The organism is Synechococcus sp. R6-5, assembly GCF_047461775.1.
In the GTDB taxonomy this organism is placed as follows: domain Bacteria; phylum Cyanobacteriota; class Cyanobacteriia; order Thermostichales; family Thermostichaceae; genus Thermostichus.
In genome coordinates this window covers 1-14,602 of sequence record NZ_JANSHV010000180.1, presented here as the reverse complement: position 1 = coordinate 14,602, position 14,602 = coordinate 1, and the positions used below count along the sequence as shown (strand labels likewise).

At 58.2% G+C, this 14,602-nt stretch carries 18 protein-coding genes; 13 read left to right on the top strand and 5 right to left on the bottom strand.

Going from position 1 to position 14,602, the window contains the following annotated elements:
* Positions 1–134: 134 nt before the first annotated feature.
* The gene (locus tag NW818_RS09955) at positions 135–821 is read left to right on the top strand and encodes a DUF3318 domain-containing protein (protein WP_414329157.1); all 687 of its coding nucleotides are present in this window, start codon (positions 135–137) and stop codon (positions 819–821) included.
* Positions 822–825: 4 nt separating this feature from the next.
* On the opposite strand, the gene NW818_RS09950 is transcribed toward NW818_RS09955, so the two are convergent.
* The gene (locus NW818_RS09950; protein WP_414424459.1) at positions 826–1,779 is read right to left on the bottom strand and encodes an asparaginase; all 954 of its coding nucleotides are present in this window, start codon (positions 1,777–1,779) and stop codon (positions 826–828) included.
* Positions 1,780–1,921: 142 nt separating this feature from the next.
* On the opposite strand from NW818_RS09950, the gene NW818_RS09945 reads away from it, so the two are divergent.
* From NW818_RS09945 to NW818_RS09930, 4 genes are all read left to right on the top strand, one after another.
* Positions 1,922–2,716 carry a sirohydrochlorin chelatase gene (locus tag NW818_RS09945; protein WP_414424458.1) on the top strand — a complete coding sequence of 265 codons (795 nt, stop codon included), beginning with the start codon at positions 1,922–1,924 and terminating at the stop codon, positions 2,714–2,716.
* 43 nt (positions 2,717–2,759) lie between these two features.
* Positions 2,760–3,563, top strand: a complete 804-nt coding sequence (cobA, locus tag NW818_RS09940; protein ID WP_255344543.1) for a uroporphyrinogen-III C-methyltransferase — start codon at positions 2,760–2,762, stop codon at positions 3,561–3,563.
* Positions 3,560–4,348 carry an ABC transporter permease gene (locus NW818_RS09935; protein WP_414424457.1) on the top strand — a complete coding sequence of 263 codons (789 nt, stop codon included), beginning with the start codon at positions 3,560–3,562 and terminating at the stop codon, positions 4,346–4,348. The genes cobA and NW818_RS09935 overlap by 4 nt, the downstream gene beginning before the upstream one ends.
* A 190-nt stretch (positions 4,349–4,538) precedes the next feature.
* Complete coding sequence (locus NW818_RS09930; RefSeq protein ID WP_414421887.1) at positions 4,539–5,228, top strand: response regulator transcription factor; 690 nt, start codon at positions 4,539–4,541, stop codon at positions 5,226–5,228.
* Here NW818_RS09930 and NW818_RS09925 read toward each other — a convergent pair.
* Positions 5,214–5,477, bottom strand: a complete 264-nt coding sequence (locus NW818_RS09925) for a sulfiredoxin (protein ID WP_011432677.1) — start codon at positions 5,475–5,477, stop codon at positions 5,214–5,216. The two genes, NW818_RS09930 and NW818_RS09925, sit on opposite strands and share 15 nt — an antisense overlap.
* Positions 5,478–5,625: 148 nt before the next feature.
* On the opposite strand from NW818_RS09925, the gene NW818_RS09920 reads away from it, so the two are divergent.
* The 6 genes from NW818_RS09920 to NW818_RS09895 all read left to right on the top strand — a co-directional run bounded on the left by NW818_RS09920 (position 5,626) and on the right by NW818_RS09895 (position 10,311).
* On the top strand, positions 5,626–6,060 hold the full coding sequence (locus NW818_RS09920) for a hypothetical protein (protein ID WP_414424456.1): 435 nt from the start codon (positions 5,626–5,628) through the stop codon (positions 6,058–6,060).
* 137 nt (positions 6,061–6,197) lie between these two features.
* Positions 6,198–6,680 carry an ABA4-like family protein gene (locus NW818_RS09915; RefSeq protein WP_414350396.1) on the top strand — a complete coding sequence of 161 codons (483 nt, stop codon included), beginning with the start codon at positions 6,198–6,200 and terminating at the stop codon, positions 6,678–6,680.
* A 108-nt stretch (positions 6,681–6,788) separates the two neighbouring features.
* Complete coding sequence (locus tag NW818_RS09910; RefSeq protein ID WP_414350398.1) at positions 6,789–7,559, top strand: hypothetical protein; 771 nt, start codon at positions 6,789–6,791, stop codon at positions 7,557–7,559.
* Positions 7,560–7,625: 66 nt separating this feature from the next.
* A complete protein-coding gene (locus NW818_RS09905; protein ID WP_414424455.1) occupies positions 7,626–8,048 on the top strand; it encodes an archease in 423 nt (140 codons plus the stop codon).
* Positions 8,049–8,061: 13 nt separating this feature from the next.
* On the top strand, positions 8,062–9,492 hold the full coding sequence (locus NW818_RS09900) for an RtcB family protein (RefSeq protein ID WP_414380626.1): 1,431 nt from the start codon (positions 8,062–8,064) through the stop codon (positions 9,490–9,492).
* 204 nt (positions 9,493–9,696) lie between these two features.
* On the top strand, positions 9,697–10,311 hold the full coding sequence (locus tag NW818_RS09895; protein ID WP_414350403.1) for a biotin transporter BioY: 615 nt from the start codon (positions 9,697–9,699) through the stop codon (positions 10,309–10,311).
* Between the two features lie 398 nt (positions 10,312–10,709).
* On the opposite strand, the gene gshB is transcribed toward NW818_RS09895, so the two are convergent.
* Positions 10,710–11,657 carry a glutathione synthase gene (gshB, locus tag NW818_RS09890; protein WP_414373984.1) on the bottom strand — a complete coding sequence of 316 codons (948 nt, stop codon included), beginning with the start codon at positions 11,655–11,657 and terminating at the stop codon, positions 10,710–10,712.
* 253 nt (positions 11,658–11,910) lie between these two features.
* On the opposite strand from gshB, the gene NW818_RS09885 reads away from it, so the two are divergent.
* Complete coding sequence (locus NW818_RS09885) at positions 11,911–12,639, top strand: pentapeptide repeat-containing protein (protein ID WP_414418249.1); 729 nt, start codon at positions 11,911–11,913, stop codon at positions 12,637–12,639.
* A 39-nt stretch (positions 12,640–12,678) separates the two neighbouring features.
* On the opposite strand, the gene rpmB is transcribed toward NW818_RS09885, so the two are convergent.
* Positions 12,679–12,915 (bottom strand): 50S ribosomal protein L28, encoded by a 237-nt coding sequence (rpmB, locus tag NW818_RS09880; RefSeq protein ID WP_414373986.1) that lies wholly within the window; start codon positions 12,913–12,915, stop codon positions 12,679–12,681.
* Between the two features lie 24 nt (positions 12,916–12,939).
* Positions 12,940–13,302, bottom strand: a complete 363-nt coding sequence (locus tag NW818_RS09875) for a hypothetical protein (protein WP_011432684.1) — start codon at positions 13,300–13,302, stop codon at positions 12,940–12,942.
* Positions 13,303–13,467: 165 nt separating this feature from the next.
* Between NW818_RS09875 and NW818_RS09870 the strand changes: the two genes are divergently transcribed.
* Positions 13,468–14,580, top strand: a complete 1,113-nt coding sequence (locus NW818_RS09870; RefSeq protein WP_414424454.1) for a dockerin type I domain-containing protein — start codon at positions 13,468–13,470, stop codon at positions 14,578–14,580.
* Positions 14,581–14,602 lie beyond the last annotated feature (22 nt).

Sequence of the window (14,602 nt, the reverse complement as noted above, 5' to 3'; positions counted from 1 at the left end):
TTTGGGGGTTAGAGGCATGCTCTGCCGCCAGCCCTATTGCAAAAAGCTTGCTTGGAGCTGGCCTGCAAGGAAGGCTAGAATCTTTTACTATGGGTAATCCTCTCCAGCCGCTCCCTTAGCCGCACTGTGCCAGCATGTATACCATTTCCGACTTTGACCGCCTGATCCAGTTTCTCCCGGTGGAGATCCGCCCTGAAGTGCAGATCGAGATCGGCACCCCTGACCAGTCTCGGGTTGTGCAGCCGTTGTGGCGCTTCCCCTGGCAAAAGTACTCTCGCTTTGCCATTGACCTCAGCCGTTGGCAGAAGCTGAGCCCTGACCAGCAGAAGATCTACTTCTTGCGAGAAGCGGTGATGGCCACAGAGCTGGCTTTGGGGGATAACTGGTCGGCGTTGTTGCTGTATCCCGCCTTGATCGGGGCCGGCAGCATGGGCATTTTGGTGGAGCTGCAGATGGGAGACAACCTCGGTGTTGGCCTAGCAGCCGGGTTGGCCGCTTCGGCGGTGTTTCTGTTGCGCAAAGCGGAAAAGGGGCAAAAAGCACAAGTTGCAGCCGATGAATTTGCCGTGCGCTATGCCTCCCAGAATGGCTACACCTCCGAGCAAGCTGCTGCTATCTTGCTGAGTGCGCTGCAGCAGGTGGCCATCCTCGAAGATCGCGTCAAGAACGACTACGACACCACCATGCGCCGCCGCAACCTGGAGTTCTTGGCGCAGCGGGGTTTGGGATCCGGCACCTTGACCATCAATCCTAAGTACCGCAACAAAGGCCAGAGCTCCAACCCCGGCCCCAATCCTTACCAAAACCCCTTCCAGCGCTGAGTCTTCAAGGCATGCGCAGCTCCCCTTCTACCTCGAGGCGGGTGTAGGGGCCGACGCGAAGGAAGCGCTCCCCCAGCATCTCGGCGGCGGCAGGCTGGATCCAGCCCATGCGCTGCAGCAGGTGCAAAGCCAAAGCATATTTGGCCCGTGCAGCTCCATCCTGAACCTTGATGGCCAGGCCCATGCCTTCCCCCACCCGGCCAATGCACTGGATCCCTTCAGCACCCGATTTGCTCACCAGATCCCCTTGAGTGGCCCGCATCAATTCCGTGTCGAAACACCCCTGTCCGGCCACCATCTCCGGGTGATGGGTCATGGCCCGTGCTACCGATTCCAAGTCGGGCCGCTCGCCGGCGGTCAGTTGGGCGAATAGAGAAGCCAGGTGGTTCAGTTGCAATTGGTAGGTGGGCACCCCACAGTCATCCCGCGCAAACAAAAACTCTTCCGAGGGCATTTGCAGCAAATCCGCCAGCTTGGCCCGCACCAGGGCTTGCACCGGATGCTGCCGCTGGGCGTAGTCTGACAAGGTCCAGTTTTGGGCGCGGCTGGCCACGAGCATGCCAGCATGTTTGCCGGAGCAGTTGTGGCACAGGGGGCTGGGCTTGCCGGGTGGGGTGGGGCAGACCAGCAAATCGGGGGACAGATCGGCCCGCCACAGTATACTGAACACCTGCCGCGCATGAGCCGTGGTGCCCTGATGGGATCCGCACATGATGGCAATATCTTTCTCAGTGAGGCGGTAGCGCTCGCGGATGCCGGTGGAGAGCATGGCCAGCGCTTGGAAAGGTTTGAGGGCAGAACGGGCAAAAACAGGGGTGGTGCTGTTGCCGGCCATGGCCAGAGAACGCCCGCGGCTATCGGCCACGACAGCTTGGCAATGATGGATAGATTCGGTCAACCCCTCCCGCAAGACATGGATTAAGAGTTCAGGGGCGGTGGAACGATTCTCAAATGACATGAAAACCTGGGAAAGGGCTGACGAAGCTGGGAAAGAGGGTGTGTACTCTTCAAATCATACGCGCAGATCCTACGCGAGAAGTTGGCGGGATCCCCTAAAGTAGCAAAATGGAACCCTTCCGCTCGGATCCCTGACCTCTGCCATGTCCTCCAATCCCCTGGTGTTTTTGGTCTGTCACGGCAGCCGGGATCCCGATTATCAGCAGGCTTTGGCAGATTTGTTGGCCCGGGTGCAGCAGCAGCTGGCTCCCCAGCCGGTGGAGCTGGCCCAGTTGGAAGGTCAGCCTCTCACCCTGGCCGAACAGATTCAAGGACGGCTGGCAGCTTGGCTGGGCGCAGGCCGATCTCCCGATCAAGTGGTGCTGCTGTCGCTGTTTATGGGGGGGGGATCCCATGTGGAAGAGGATTTACCGGCTGCGGTGAAGCAGGTTCAAGCTCGCTGGCCGCGCCTGCCCATCCGGTTAACACCCCCCATTGGCCAGCACCCGGCCCTCCTGGATCTGTTGGTGGCTCGCATTCTGGCTCCACAGCCCTCTTGCTCTGCAACGCTCAGGCAATCCGGCGAACGGGCAGATGCCTGGATTGTGCTTGGCCATGGCAGCCGTCTGCCGGGGTTTGCCGCCCAGCTCCAAGCAGGGATCCAAACTGTGCAACGGCGCTTGCCCGAGATCCCCTTGCATGTGGCTTTTGCTGCCCAGTCCCCCACCTTAGAAGCGGTCGTGATCCATTGCTTGCGCCTTAGCCAGTGCCGTCTACGGGTGCTGCCGTTTTTTCTCTTTCCAGGCGGTCTGCTGCGCGCCCTACAAGAACAGGCTCAGCGATTACAGCGGGAATGGCCTCTGCTCCAAATCCAGGTGGAGCCGCCCCTCTGGCGGGATCCTCAACTGATGCAGGCCATTGTGGAGACACTCCAGGCTTTTAGCCCGGCGCTGGAATAGCCGAATCTTTCCCGTTCCCTCAAAATGGATATTTCCAACAGCAATGACGCGACCAGGACTTGAGATGGGCAAAGTGTATTTGGTGGGGGCAGGGCCTGGGGATCCAGGGCTGCTGACGGTGAAGGGAAAGGCGCTACTCGCCCACGCGGATGTGGTCATCTACGATGCTCTGGTGGGATCCTCCATCCTGGAGCTGATCCCGCCGACGGCAGAACGGATCTATGCTGGCAAACACTGCGGCGCTCACACCTTGCCCCAGGAGCAGATCACAGCCTTGCTGATGGAGAAAGCTCGGACGGCAGCCGTGGTGGTGCGGCTCAAAGGGGGGGATCCCTTCATCTTTGGGCGAGGCGGCGAGGAGATGTTGGCTCTGGTGCAGGCCGGGATCCCGGTGGAGGTGGTGCCGGGAATTACGGCGGGCATTGCCGCCAGCGCCTATGCCGGGATCCCTCTCACCCATCGCGACCTCAGCTCTTCAGTTGCTTTTGTTACCGGACATGAGGCGGCAGGGAAATACCGCCCTCAGGTCAATTGGCGGGCTTTGGCCGGGGCGGTGGAAACCCTGGTGATCTACATGGGCATGCACAACCTCAGCCACATTGCCGCTGAATTGTTGGCCGGAGGGAAAGCTCCCGACACCCCGGTTGCCCTGATCCGCTGGGGCACCACCCCTGAGCAAGAGATTCATCTGCTCCGCCTGCAGACTCTGGCTGGGCAGCCCTCGCCCGTAGCACCGCCTTCAATTGTTGTGGTGGGAGCGGTGGTCAGCCTGGCCAGCTTGTTGCCCACTTTGCGTCCGCCAGTCTCGTATTGCTCCGCAGCGCTTGCGCAACCGGAATCTCCATGAACGCCTTCTTTCGCAAGTTGGGTGCCCTCTTCTCCGCCTACTACGCCTACATGCTGGAGTACCGGGCCGAGCTGATCCTGTGGGTGTTGGCCGGATCCCTGCCCCTGATCATGATGGGGGTGTGGAGCGAGGCAGCCCGCTCAGGAGACTTCTCGCTGTCTGCTCTGGAGTTCATCCGCTACTTTCTGGCGGTGTTCCTGGTGCGCCAGTTCACCATCGTCTGGGTCATCTGGGACTTTGAGCGAGAGGTGGTCGAAGGCAAATTATCTCCTCGCCTGTTGCAGCCTCTGGATCCCGCTTGGCACCATGTGGCCAGCCACCTGATGGAGCGCTTGGCCCGTCTCCCCTTTACCCTGGTTTTAATCGCCCTTTTCTTCGTTCTCTACCCCCGTGCCTTTTGGATCCCCTCTTGGGCACAGGTGGGGCTGGGATCCCTGGCCATTCTCCTGGCTTTTGCCCTGCGCTTTCTCATGCAGTACACCCTGGCGCTGCTGGCCTTTTGGGTGGAACGGGTGACGGCCTTGGAGCAATTCCATTTTTTGGTGTACTTGTTTTTCTCGGGGGTGATCGCTCCTCTGGAGGTGTTCCCACCACCCGTGCGCCAGGTCTTGGCCTGGACACCCTTCCCCTACCTGGTGCATTTTCCCGCCAGCCTCTGGGCAGGGATCCCGGTGGATATTCTGCGCGGCTTTGGCATGGGCCTGGCCTGGACGGGCCTGCTCTGGCTGGCTAACCGCTGGTTGTGGCGCAAAGGCTTGCAACAGTACTCGGGAATGGGAGCTTAGAGGGCCAGGTTCAGTCCCTCATTTCACAGCTACCGTAGTCTTCAGCTTTCAACCAGGCCACCCTTGAAACCACTATTATGGGTCAAGGCACCCCAGCCAAATGACGAATCCTGTCCGTCTCCCTAAAATAGCGACAGATAACAGGTGAATAGCGCTTTACCCTTTTCCCTAACAGCCTCCTCGGGTTCTCATGAAGCGTGTACTGGTCGTAGATGACGATCCCCTCTCCCTGAAGGTGCTGAGCCGCCACCTGACTCAGCATGGCTATCGGGTTTCTACAGGCGCTTCGGGTGTAGAAGGGTTGCGCCTGTTTGCCCAAGAGCAGCCGGATGTGGTGGTTTCAGATGTGGTGATGCCGGAAATGGACGGCTTTGAGTTTTGCCGACAACTGCGCCAACAGCGCGGCGGCGAGCTCGTCCCCTTCATTTTTCTCTCTTCGCGGGGAGAGATCGATGACCGAGTTCAGGGCTATGAGCGGGGGGCGGATGACTACATCATCAAGCCCTTTGAACCCCTGGAACTGGTGGCCAAAATCGAGGCCCAGATTGAACGCTCCCGCCGCACCCAATCGGAAATTTTGCGGCTAATCCAACAGCAGTCCCAGCCAAAACCGGAAGCGGACCCCCGCCCCACCCCACCCGAATTGCCTCTGACCCCTGCTGAGGAGCGGGTCTTTCGGGAAGTCATTCGCGGCTTCACCAACAAGCAAATCGGCGAGAAGCTGTTCATCAGCCCGCGCACTGTGCAAACTCACCTGACCAACATCCTCAGCAAGCTTTCTTTGGAAAATCGCTCGCAACTGGTGCGTTTTGCCTACGAACGGGGCTACACCGCCGAAGAGGAGCCGGGCCAGAAGGGATCCCTTTCAGGCCAGGTGTAGCCTCAAAACAGCACGTGGCGCTTTTCGCACCCGGCAGGGGATCCGCTCCTTGCCCAAGCGGACAAATGCCTCGTAGCGATGGCAGCCGGAGAACCCATAATACTCCCCTTCCACTTCCAAAACCTCAATGGGCTCCTGTAGGCCGACTGCTTCAATGGAAGCCATCAGCGCCTGCACCTTATCCGGATCCGTTTGCCGCGGCAAAGGGCGGCGAATTTGGGCAAGGGGAATCTCGCGAATCTGCGCCATGTTGAACTTTCTCCCTAAGCAAGCTACTTAATCATACTCGTTATGACTTTGCTCTATCAAGACTGGCAGAGGGGATGGATTCTCAGGCCAGAGCATGGCAGGATAACACCATTCCTCACTGCTCTCTCCCTCAGTAGCCAACCCAGCCATGTGGCAACTCCTCAAAGCCTTATGGGGAAAGATCGCCGGCCAAGCCCCCCCTGCACCCCCCGCTGCCGCGCCACGACCACCCCTTGACAAGAGGCTGGTTCAGCAGCCCTCTCCCCGGAATGTCCCTGCTGCAGAGGCCGCCCGCAAAGAAGAAGCCCCTGAGCCCACACCAGAACATCCCACCCCAAAAGTTGCAGTAGCTCAACGGGGTGAGGAACCTGTGGTGTGGATCCCTTCTCAGGAGAAATCCCCAGACTCTGTGGCAGTAGAATCCCCCATCGGCCCGGCTCAACCCACCTCTACCGCCAAAAGCATCAGCAGCTTCTGGGCCATGACCGACACCGGATCCCGCATTTCCCGCATTGCCGCCACCACCGACAGTGGCCGTGCGGTCAGTTCTATTGCAACTGCCAGGCTCCGCCAACCGGAATAGAGGCCGGGATCCCTCTGGCTCCAGAAAAAACTTCAGGGCAAGTCAGGAATAGCTCCTATCCATTCCTACCCACCACTGCAGGGATCCCCAGGGGGCATTGGGCCGATAATAGACAGGTAGCGTTGGGGGTTCCAAGCATGCTGGAGATGATCTTTAACGGGGCCAACTGGTTTGCTTTGCCCTTTTGGGCAATGATGATTCTGCTGCCGGGTTGGAAGGTAACCCGCAAGGTGATGGAATCGCTTTTGCCCATCGCTATTTTGGCGGCGGTTTATTTGTATCTTTTGGTCACCGGGTTCAACGCGGATGTTCTCAAGGAATTTTCCGACCCTCAACTGTCTCTGACCAGCCTAACCAACCTATTCAGTCAACCCGCCGTTATGGCGACGGGATGGGTCCACTACATCGTCATGGATTTGTTTGTGGGCCGCTGGATCTTTTTGGAAGGGTGGGATAAGCGAGTATGGACAACCCATTCTCTGATTTTGTGCTTGTTTGCCGGGCCAGTGGGCTTGCTCTCCCATTTGCTTACGGTGGCAGTTGTCCAGGCACGCCGGCAAAACCAGGCGCAAGGAAGGACTCAAGAGACAGGAGTGCCACAAGAGTTGGCTAACCCCTAGGGATAGGCTCTATCGAATAGGGATCCAGGCTCGCATAGCAGGAGGAAGTCCTAAGAGGCTAGGATCAGGGGTAGGAGCCCTCAGCCTTGAGGCCAGAGGAACTGTTTGATGAGGAGTGGAGGCATAGCTTGGTTTTTGCGTCCTCAGCGGTGGCTGTGGAGCGGCCTTGGAGCAGCAGCCCTTGTGGCCCTCACGGCTGGGGCTAGTTGGGCACGGCTTTTGTTGGAAGTGCGCATGACCATGGGCCTGCCCATTAGCCCTAACTACTGGTACATGGTGGCCCTTAGCCGAGCTGGTAGCCCTGGCCCCACCGCCAACCTGGTAGATCCCAATGTCCGGGTTGGGCCCAACGAGTACACCTTTGTGCGCGACTGGGACTACCTGATTCGGGTTACCCCTCTTAACGAGGAGGCCGTTTTGCAAGCTACCATCCAGCGCTTTGGTGAGCAGGAGCGAGAGTTTGCCGTTGGCTTTAACCAAGTGCGGGTGGAGCGCGTTAACCGGGACCGCGACACCCTTAGGTTTCGGATTGACCTTTCGGAGCTCCAAGGTCTGGACGGGCAAAACCAGGATATCCAGGTGGCTTTGCTCACTGCCCGCGCCCCTTTTCGCGTGGCTCCTGAAGAGACCAATCTAGCCATTGATGCCACCCGCGGCGAACTGCCCAACTACTATCGCCTTAGTCTCTCCAACCAGCGGCAGGTGGTTGTCGACGATCCCCAGCGCCAAGAGACCATGCGCCGCAGCCGTGAGTTACTCCAGCAAAGTGGATCTGGAAGCGGCCTCACCCGCGAGCTCATTGAGGGAGGAGCCCTGGAGATTTTGGCTGCCAACATCCTCACCTTTGAGCTACGCCTTCTTTCCTCTTCCAGTTTCTAGAGAGAAACCTTAATCTATCCAGGTGGCCTCTGGCTTTGGCCTGAGAATGAGAGCAGGGGGACTGCCGTGGTGCAGGCAAGATGGGAGCACTTTGAACACATGGCTGACATTGGTGTCCGCGGCTATGGGGCAACGCCGGAGGAAGCCTTTGCCCAGGCAGCTTTGGCCCTGACTGCGGTGGTCACTAGCGTGGATGAAGTAGCTCCCAGAGAACACCTAGAGATCGAGCTAGGAAATGCAGGCGATCTGGAACTGTTGTTGGTGGATTTCCTGAACGCAGTGATCTACGAGATGGCCGCCAGAGGCATGCTCTTTGGAAAAGTCGAAGTGCACCTGGCAAAAGAGCATCTCAAGGCCAGCCTGTGGGGGGAAAGAGTTGACCATGCCAAGCACCGACCGGCGGTAGAAGTTAAGGGGGCAACTTACACGGAACTCAAGGTAGCCCGAGAGGGTGAGCTTTGGGTGGCCCAGTGCGTGGTGGACGTGTAAGGGGAGGCAACCTATGGATATCAAGAAACTTGAGCGTGTGGATGAGACAGTCTGGCGCATTCCTCCAAAAGGCAGAATGCGTGTCCCGGTCTTGATCTTTGCCGACGAGGAGTTAATCCGGGAAATGGACGACAAAGTGGCCGAGCAGGCCAGCAACGTGACCACCTTGCCAGGGATCGTTGGAGCCTGCTACGTGATGCCAGACGCCCACTGGGGCTATGGCTTTCCCATCGGTGGGGTGGCGGCCTTTGATGCGGAAGCAGGGGGGGTGATTTCCGCCGGCGGCGTGGGATTTGACATCTCCTGCGGCGTGAGAACCTTGCGAACCGGGCTAAAGCGCGAGGAAGTGGAGGAGATGGCAGAGCCCCTAGCCAATGCCCTGTACGCGAGCGTACCGGTAGGGCTCGGCAGCCGCAGCAAGATCTCCTTGAGCGACAAAGAGATGGAAGCTATGCTCGAAGGCGGAGCAGAATGGGCTGTTGCTCAGGGCTACGGCAAGAAAGAGGATCTGGAGCGCATCGAAGAACATGGCCGCATGCGCGGAGCAATGCCGAGCGAAGTCTCCGCCTACGCCCGTGAGCGCCAGCGGCGCGAGATGGGAACCCTCGGTTCGGGTAACCACTACCTCGAAGTCCAAGTTGTTGACGAGATCTACGATCCCGAGATTGCCAAAGGCTTTGGCCTTAAGTCGGGGGAAGTGGTGATTACTATCCACTGCGGCTCCCGTGGCTTGGGTCACCAGATCGGCACTGAGTACTTGAAGAAGATGCAACAGGCGGCTAAAGAACACGGCATAGAGCTACCTGATCGCGAGCTGGCCTGTGCGCCCTTGAAGTCCAAAGTGGGGCAAAGCTACCTGGGAGCAATGCGGGCGGCAACCAACTGCGCTTTGGCTAACCGCCAGATCATCACCTACTGGGTGCGAGAGGTGTTCGCTGAGCTTTTCCCCAAAGCTGAACTCGACCTTATTTACGACGTCTCCCACAACACCTGTAAGGAGGAAACCCACGAGATAGAGGGGAAAAAGCGCCGCCTGTTCGTTCACCGCAAAGGGGCAACGCGCGCTTTTGGGCCTGGCCACCCAGAGCTTCCTCAAGCTTTTCGCTCTATCGGTCAGCCCGTCATCATCGGTGGCTCCATGGGCACGGCTTCCTACATTCTGGTCGGCACCGCGCAAGGGGAGGCCCTTTCCCTCTCCTCAGCCTGCCACGGCGCTGGGAGGGCGATGAGTCGCAACCAGGCCCTCAAAGCCTGGACAGGGCAGGAGATTATCGAACAACTGAGACGGCGCGGCGTCATCGTGCGCAGTCCCTCTTTGCGGGGGGTAGCTGAAGAAGCGCCCCAGGCCTACAAAAACGTCGACAAAGTGGTGCGCGCTGCCGATCAAGCCAAGATTGCGAAACTTGTAGCGCGCTTAAAGCCAATTCTGTGTATCAAAGGCTAGCTATTTGCTGAAAGGGGAAGCTATTTTTAGGGGCTTAATGCCCTTTTTTTGTTGCTTCCAAGTGATGCTTTGCTGCGTTTGTGAGTTATTCCCCAAGCTGTGCTTGCCCAAGCGCGAATGCCTTAGGAAAGGGTTAGTGTGTACTTGCCCTCTTCTTTGCATTCCCCTATACTGACCTTCATGTCTCGACACTCCAGGTGCTCTATGACTGCGAGTTACCTACCCTTGGCCCAGACTTTTCTGCCCCGTTCTTCTCGCATTCGCGATCTACTGCTGGTGGTGGGAGGGAGCCTATTCGTAGCAGCTCTGGCGCAGGTGAGGATCCCTCTGCCTTTTACACCGGTGCCCATCACTGGACAAACCTTTGGGGTAATGCTGGTGGGGGCAGGCTTTGGGGCACGGCTGGGCTTTCTCACGTTGCTGGTCTACCTGCTGGAAGGGATCCTGGGATTGCCCTTCTTCAGCGGTGGCGGATCCGGGCTTGGCCACTTGGCCGGGGCGACGGGGGGCTACCTGTTGGCTTTTCCCCTGGCTGCAGGGCTGATGGGTTGGTTGGTGGAGCGCTGGGGCGTGGATCGCAACCCCTGGAAGATGGCGCTGGCGATGTTGTCCTGCTCGGCTCTGATTTTTTTGCTAGGAGCCACTTGGCTAGGGGTGTGGCTGAACCAGAATGTTGAGCCCACCTCGATCTTGGCCGTCCTCAACAAGGGGGTCTTCCCTTTTATTCCAGGAGACTTGGTGAAGTGCGGACTGGCGGCAGTGCTGCTGCCCACCATCTGGCGCTGGGTGGGTCGGGAAAGGCCACCGGCAGACTCCTAGCCCACTGGGCAAGAGCAGCAACTCTAAAGACCGCTCCGGCAAAGCAGAAGGGGCCTGGGATTAGCCTCGGGTCGGAAAATCTAAAAAAAAGATAACAGCTCCGAGGATTTGGCCTTTTTTCTGAGATTCTAAAAACTGTGCTCAATGCGATGTTCAATACGGCCTATTCATGGAGCTTTTCTTTATATTGCTCTAGAGTTTTATAAGTCGCTGACTGGTCGCGGCAGAGCCCCCTTGTGGGGCTTTTTATTTTCTATCTGCCGACCGGAAAAAGTTGAACTCAACCTACTATGGTCATTCCAAGCTATAATTTGATCTCTATAGACTCCCTAAATAGACGGGAACCCCGTCAGGCAACAGACGCGCCGGATCCCAGAAACATCCTGGTGGGTAGTCATTCAGCCCTTGACGGGCACCTTCTTTTCCAGCCACTGAGCCACTTGATCTGCCAGGTCAACTCCTTCCAACTGACAGAGTTCTCGCAGCATTGTTGGGCTGGTCACGTTCACTTCGGTTAGTCGTTCCCCGATAACATCAATCCCGACAAAATACAGCTTCTCCTGCCTGAGCACCGGTGCCAAAGCCCCGCAGAGAGCCCGTTCTTTTTCGGTAATCTTGGTTTTTTCCACTCGACCGCCGGCAGCAACATTGCCCCGAAAATCGCCCTCTCCAGGGATCCGATTGACGGCGCCCAAAGGCTCTCCTTCCAGCAGCAAAATGCGTTTGTCTCCTGCCGCCGCCTGTGGCAAATACTCCTGCACCATCACAGGCAGCCGACCAAATTGGGTGCTCATTTCAATCAACGAGTTGAGGTTTGGATCCCCGGCATTGACCCTCAGGATCCCTTCCCCACCTTTGCCACCCAAAGGCTTGAGCACCGCCTGTCCTTCCTGTTCAACAAACTGACGCAGCAGACGCTTGTTGCTGCTGACGCGGGTGCGCGGGATCCACTCTTGAAATTGCAGGGCATAGAGCTTTTCGTTGGCCGAGCGGATCCCGGCAGGATGATTGAGCACCAGTGTGCGGCTGGGGGAGAGACGATCCAAAAGGTAAGTGGCATAGAGATAGGCCGTATCCACCGGCGGATCCTTGCGCATCCACACCGCCTGCATTTGGCTCAGGGGCAGCAGTTGCCGGTCTTTGACCTCATACCAGGGATCCGCCTTCAGATCCAACCGGATTTCCTCAAGGGATCCCCACGTTTCCCCTTGATCCCAGTAGAGATCCGCCAGGCCCAGGCAGAAAATGCGGTGCCCCCGTTTCTGCAGGGCTTCCATCAGGGCAATGCTGGTGTCATGGCCCACCTGCAACTGGGGCAACGGGTCAACAATGAAAGCTACCTGCATGGGAGGTGCGGTTCACTCACGAAAGGCTGCCCCGAGTATGCAACAAATCGGAGCCGATGGCTCTCCCCCGGTAGGCTGTTTCCACAAGAGAAGGCCCCCTCTGGAAAGCTCGATGCAGGGTTGTCTTTTTAACATCCTCTTAACCTCGGCAGGCGGCGCAAACGTTAGCTTGATAGGTGGGATCCCTGTTGGCCCCCAGTTTACGGCTGGGTTGGCCGGGTTTCTGGCCTAACCTGTGAGGAATGCTCCATCTGTGAGTGCTCCCCCTTCTCAACCCTCAGAGCCGGTTCGCATTGAAACCACGCGGGACTTGCTGGAAGCCTTGCGTGAGGGGCGCTCCCTGGTGGGTGCCAACCTGGAGAATGCCTACCTCTCGCGCGGCCTGTTCGACCGCATTCAGATGCCCAAATCCAATTTGACGCGGGCTAACCTGCGCTCGATCAGCCTGCAGCAAGCCGACCTACGTCTGTGCAACTTTCGCCGCGCTGAGCTAGAGCGGGCCAATTTTACCGCCTCAGATCTACGGGGATCCAGCTTTAGCCAGGCTCTGGGGGACTACAGCAACTTTACCGCCGCCAAACTGGACAAAAGCAGCTTTCAGGGGGGCCGTTTCAGCCATTCCATCTTTCGCGAAGCCAGCTTGGTGGCTGCTAATCTGGCGGAGGGGAACTTTTTTGCCGCCGACTTCCGCCAGGCCAACCTATCTCGCTGCAACCTCTCCCAGGCCGCCTTGGTGAGTTGCCAGCTTCAGTTTGCCAACCTAGAACAAGCCATTTTGGTGGGGGCCAACCTACGGGACGCTCAGATTGAAAACACGCTCTTCAGTGGAGCCGATTTTACCGATGCCAAGCTCTCCGACGAAATGCGCAAGCTCTTGATTGAGCGGGCCAGCGGCACCAACGAGCTTACCCAACGGGATACCCTCAACACCTTGCTGGCGGGTTTGCAGCCCAAGTCGCGTAAGCTTTTTGGCTTGCTGTGAGGTTGGAGCTGTCAGACACAACTGGGCTGAGGAGAAAGCTCAAAACCGGCTGAGGTCGATCCCGGCTTCCCGGGCCATGGCTCCTATCCCTTTGGCCTTGAGAGTCTTCAAGGCTTTGGTGGAAAGGCGCAGACGAACAAACCGCTTACCCTCTTCCCACCAGATGCGCTTCCACTGCAAATTGACTTCCTGCAGGCGCTTGGTGCGCCGGTGGGAGTGGGAGATGGCAAAAGCGTTGTTGCGTTTCTTGTTGGTTAGTTGGCAGCGACGCGCCATGGGATCAAAGCAAACTCAGCCTAGCTATCGTAAGGCATCTTTTTGTTGGGCAGCAAGCTGAAGTTGACTTTGCAACTGGGCTAGCTCTGCCTTCAGTCGGTCAAAGGTTTGTTGGCAGTGGTTAACGCTTCTGAGGGGCAGCTCTTCATTTTTGGCAATGCAGGTCACCTGTACAGAGCCGTCGGCAGCCTGACGGGTGCGATCCACAAACACTTCCACCGTCACCAGTTTGGTGTGGGGATTTTTTCCGGGAGGCTCGCCGGCCACCCAATAATCAAGGCTGTTGTGGAGGATATTGAGTTGGCAGCGCTCCAAAACAGCGCGGATCGACTCGCTGAGCTGCTCGGCTGAGCCCACAAGCTGGGTAACGCAAGAGTATCGAGCCATAGAACAGGCAAGCCACCACGGTTATCCTACCATTAAGTTTTCGGCTCCTGCAGCCAAAGGCGAACCGGCAAAATTGCGCTCAAGAGTACTCTACACCGGCTCGGTTAGCCCTGCTGCGAGGAGGTGAATTACGTTAGAACATGAACAACTCCCAGGAGAGTTGCCATGTTTAGGGTCTCCTGTTTGGCTCATTCTCTTTTGCTACTGGGATCCCTGGGCCTGGGTTGGATAGGCGTGTCTTTTGCCCACGCGCAGCCCTTTCAGGCGGGCGACCTGGATGGGGATGGCCGTTTGACGGTGCAGGATCTCAACCTGTTGGGGGCCTACTTGCGGGGAGAACGGGGATTGACCGACGACCAGATCCGAGCTGCCGATGTCGACCAGGATGGACGGATCACAGAAGCCGACTGGCAAGTGTTGCAGCAGCGCATTCAGGCAGCAACGGATGTGCCCACAGGACAGGTGCAGTTGGATTCCGCCTATTCGGGACAGGTGGTGGATCGGCTGACAGGGCAGCCCTTGGCCGGGGCGGAGGTGGCCATTCCGGGGGCGGGTATTTCGGTGCGCACCGATGCCCAGGGTCGGTTTCGCCTGCCAGGGCCGCTGCCGGCAGAAGAAATTTTGGTGGCGCGGCTGGAAAATTACTTGCCCTATTCCCAAAGTACAGGCAACGGTCAAGCCAGCGGGGATCGGCCTTGGCAACTGCAGTTGGAGCGCTGGGATCCCAACACAACTTTGGTACTGGAGGCGAATGTCATCCGCCTGGGCGATAACCAGTACTCGCCGGAATCGGCTGCCGCCGGGCAATTTTTGGGCCCTGCCCAAGGGGTGGAGATGACCCGCTCTTTCACTTTGCAACGCCTGCCTTCGCGCCCACCGGTTTTGCGGATTGGATCCCTGATTGGGTTGGATACAGCTGCCGCCTATCGGGCCGGTCAATCCCGGATCCCCAGTGCCAACATGTCTCCCATGCAGGTCATCCTGAACGGAGTGGAAGTCGAACAGATTCACCTGGGGGGAGATAACCTACAGATTCCCCTGCCGCTGCAACCTCTGCGCCTGGGCCTGAACACTGTTACCCTGCGCACTGGCAAAACCCTGATTCAGCCCCCCATGGTCACCCGTGGTCCCCAAGTGCCGATCAGCATTCCCCTTTTCGGGGGATCCCTGCACATCTCGGTGCCGCTGGGAGGTGATACGGTCGTCCGGCACGGTGGAGCCTGGGTGGATCATGACGATGTGCAGTTGGCTAACGTAACCATCGAGATCCCCAAGTAAACTACCCGGCCCTGACTGCTTC

Coding starts and splice junctions, on each gene's coding strand:
- NW818_RS09955 (WP_414329157.1), top strand. CDS start 135: ATGTATACCATTTCCGACTTTGACCGCCTGATCCAGTTTCTCCCGGTG.
- NW818_RS09950 (WP_414424459.1), bottom strand. CDS start 1,779: ATGTCATTTGAGAATCGTTCCACCGCCCCTGAACTCTTAATCCATGTC.
- NW818_RS09945 (WP_414424458.1), top strand. CDS start 1,922: ATGTCCTCCAATCCCCTGGTGTTTTTGGTCTGTCACGGCAGCCGGGAT.
- cobA (WP_255344543.1), top strand. CDS start 2,760: ATGACGCGACCAGGACTTGAGATGGGCAAAGTGTATTTGGTGGGGGCA.
- NW818_RS09935 (WP_414424457.1), top strand. CDS start 3,560: ATGAACGCCTTCTTTCGCAAGTTGGGTGCCCTCTTCTCCGCCTACTAC.
- NW818_RS09930 (WP_414421887.1), top strand. CDS start 4,539: ATGAAGCGTGTACTGGTCGTAGATGACGATCCCCTCTCCCTGAAGGTG.
- NW818_RS09925 (WP_011432677.1), bottom strand. CDS start 5,477: ATGGCGCAGATTCGCGAGATTCCCCTTGCCCAAATTCGCCGCCCTTTG.
- NW818_RS09920 (WP_414424456.1), top strand. CDS start 5,626: ATGTGGCAACTCCTCAAAGCCTTATGGGGAAAGATCGCCGGCCAAGCC.
- NW818_RS09915 (WP_414350396.1), top strand. CDS start 6,198: ATGCTGGAGATGATCTTTAACGGGGCCAACTGGTTTGCTTTGCCCTTT.
- NW818_RS09910 (WP_414350398.1), top strand. CDS start 6,789: ATGAGGAGTGGAGGCATAGCTTGGTTTTTGCGTCCTCAGCGGTGGCTG.
- NW818_RS09900 (WP_414380626.1), top strand. CDS start 8,062: ATGGATATCAAGAAACTTGAGCGTGTGGATGAGACAGTCTGGCGCATT.
- NW818_RS09895 (WP_414350403.1), top strand. CDS start 9,697: ATGACTGCGAGTTACCTACCCTTGGCCCAGACTTTTCTGCCCCGTTCT.
- gshB (WP_414373984.1), bottom strand. CDS start 11,657: ATGCAGGTAGCTTTCATTGTTGACCCGTTGCCCCAGTTGCAGGTGGGC.
- rpmB (WP_414373986.1), bottom strand. CDS start 12,915: ATGGCGCGTCGCTGCCAACTAACCAACAAGAAACGCAACAACGCTTTT.
- NW818_RS09875 (WP_011432684.1), bottom strand. CDS start 13,302: ATGGCTCGATACTCTTGCGTTACCCAGCTTGTGGGCTCAGCCGAGCAG.
- NW818_RS09870 (WP_414424454.1), top strand. CDS start 13,468: ATGTTTAGGGTCTCCTGTTTGGCTCATTCTCTTTTGCTACTGGGATCC.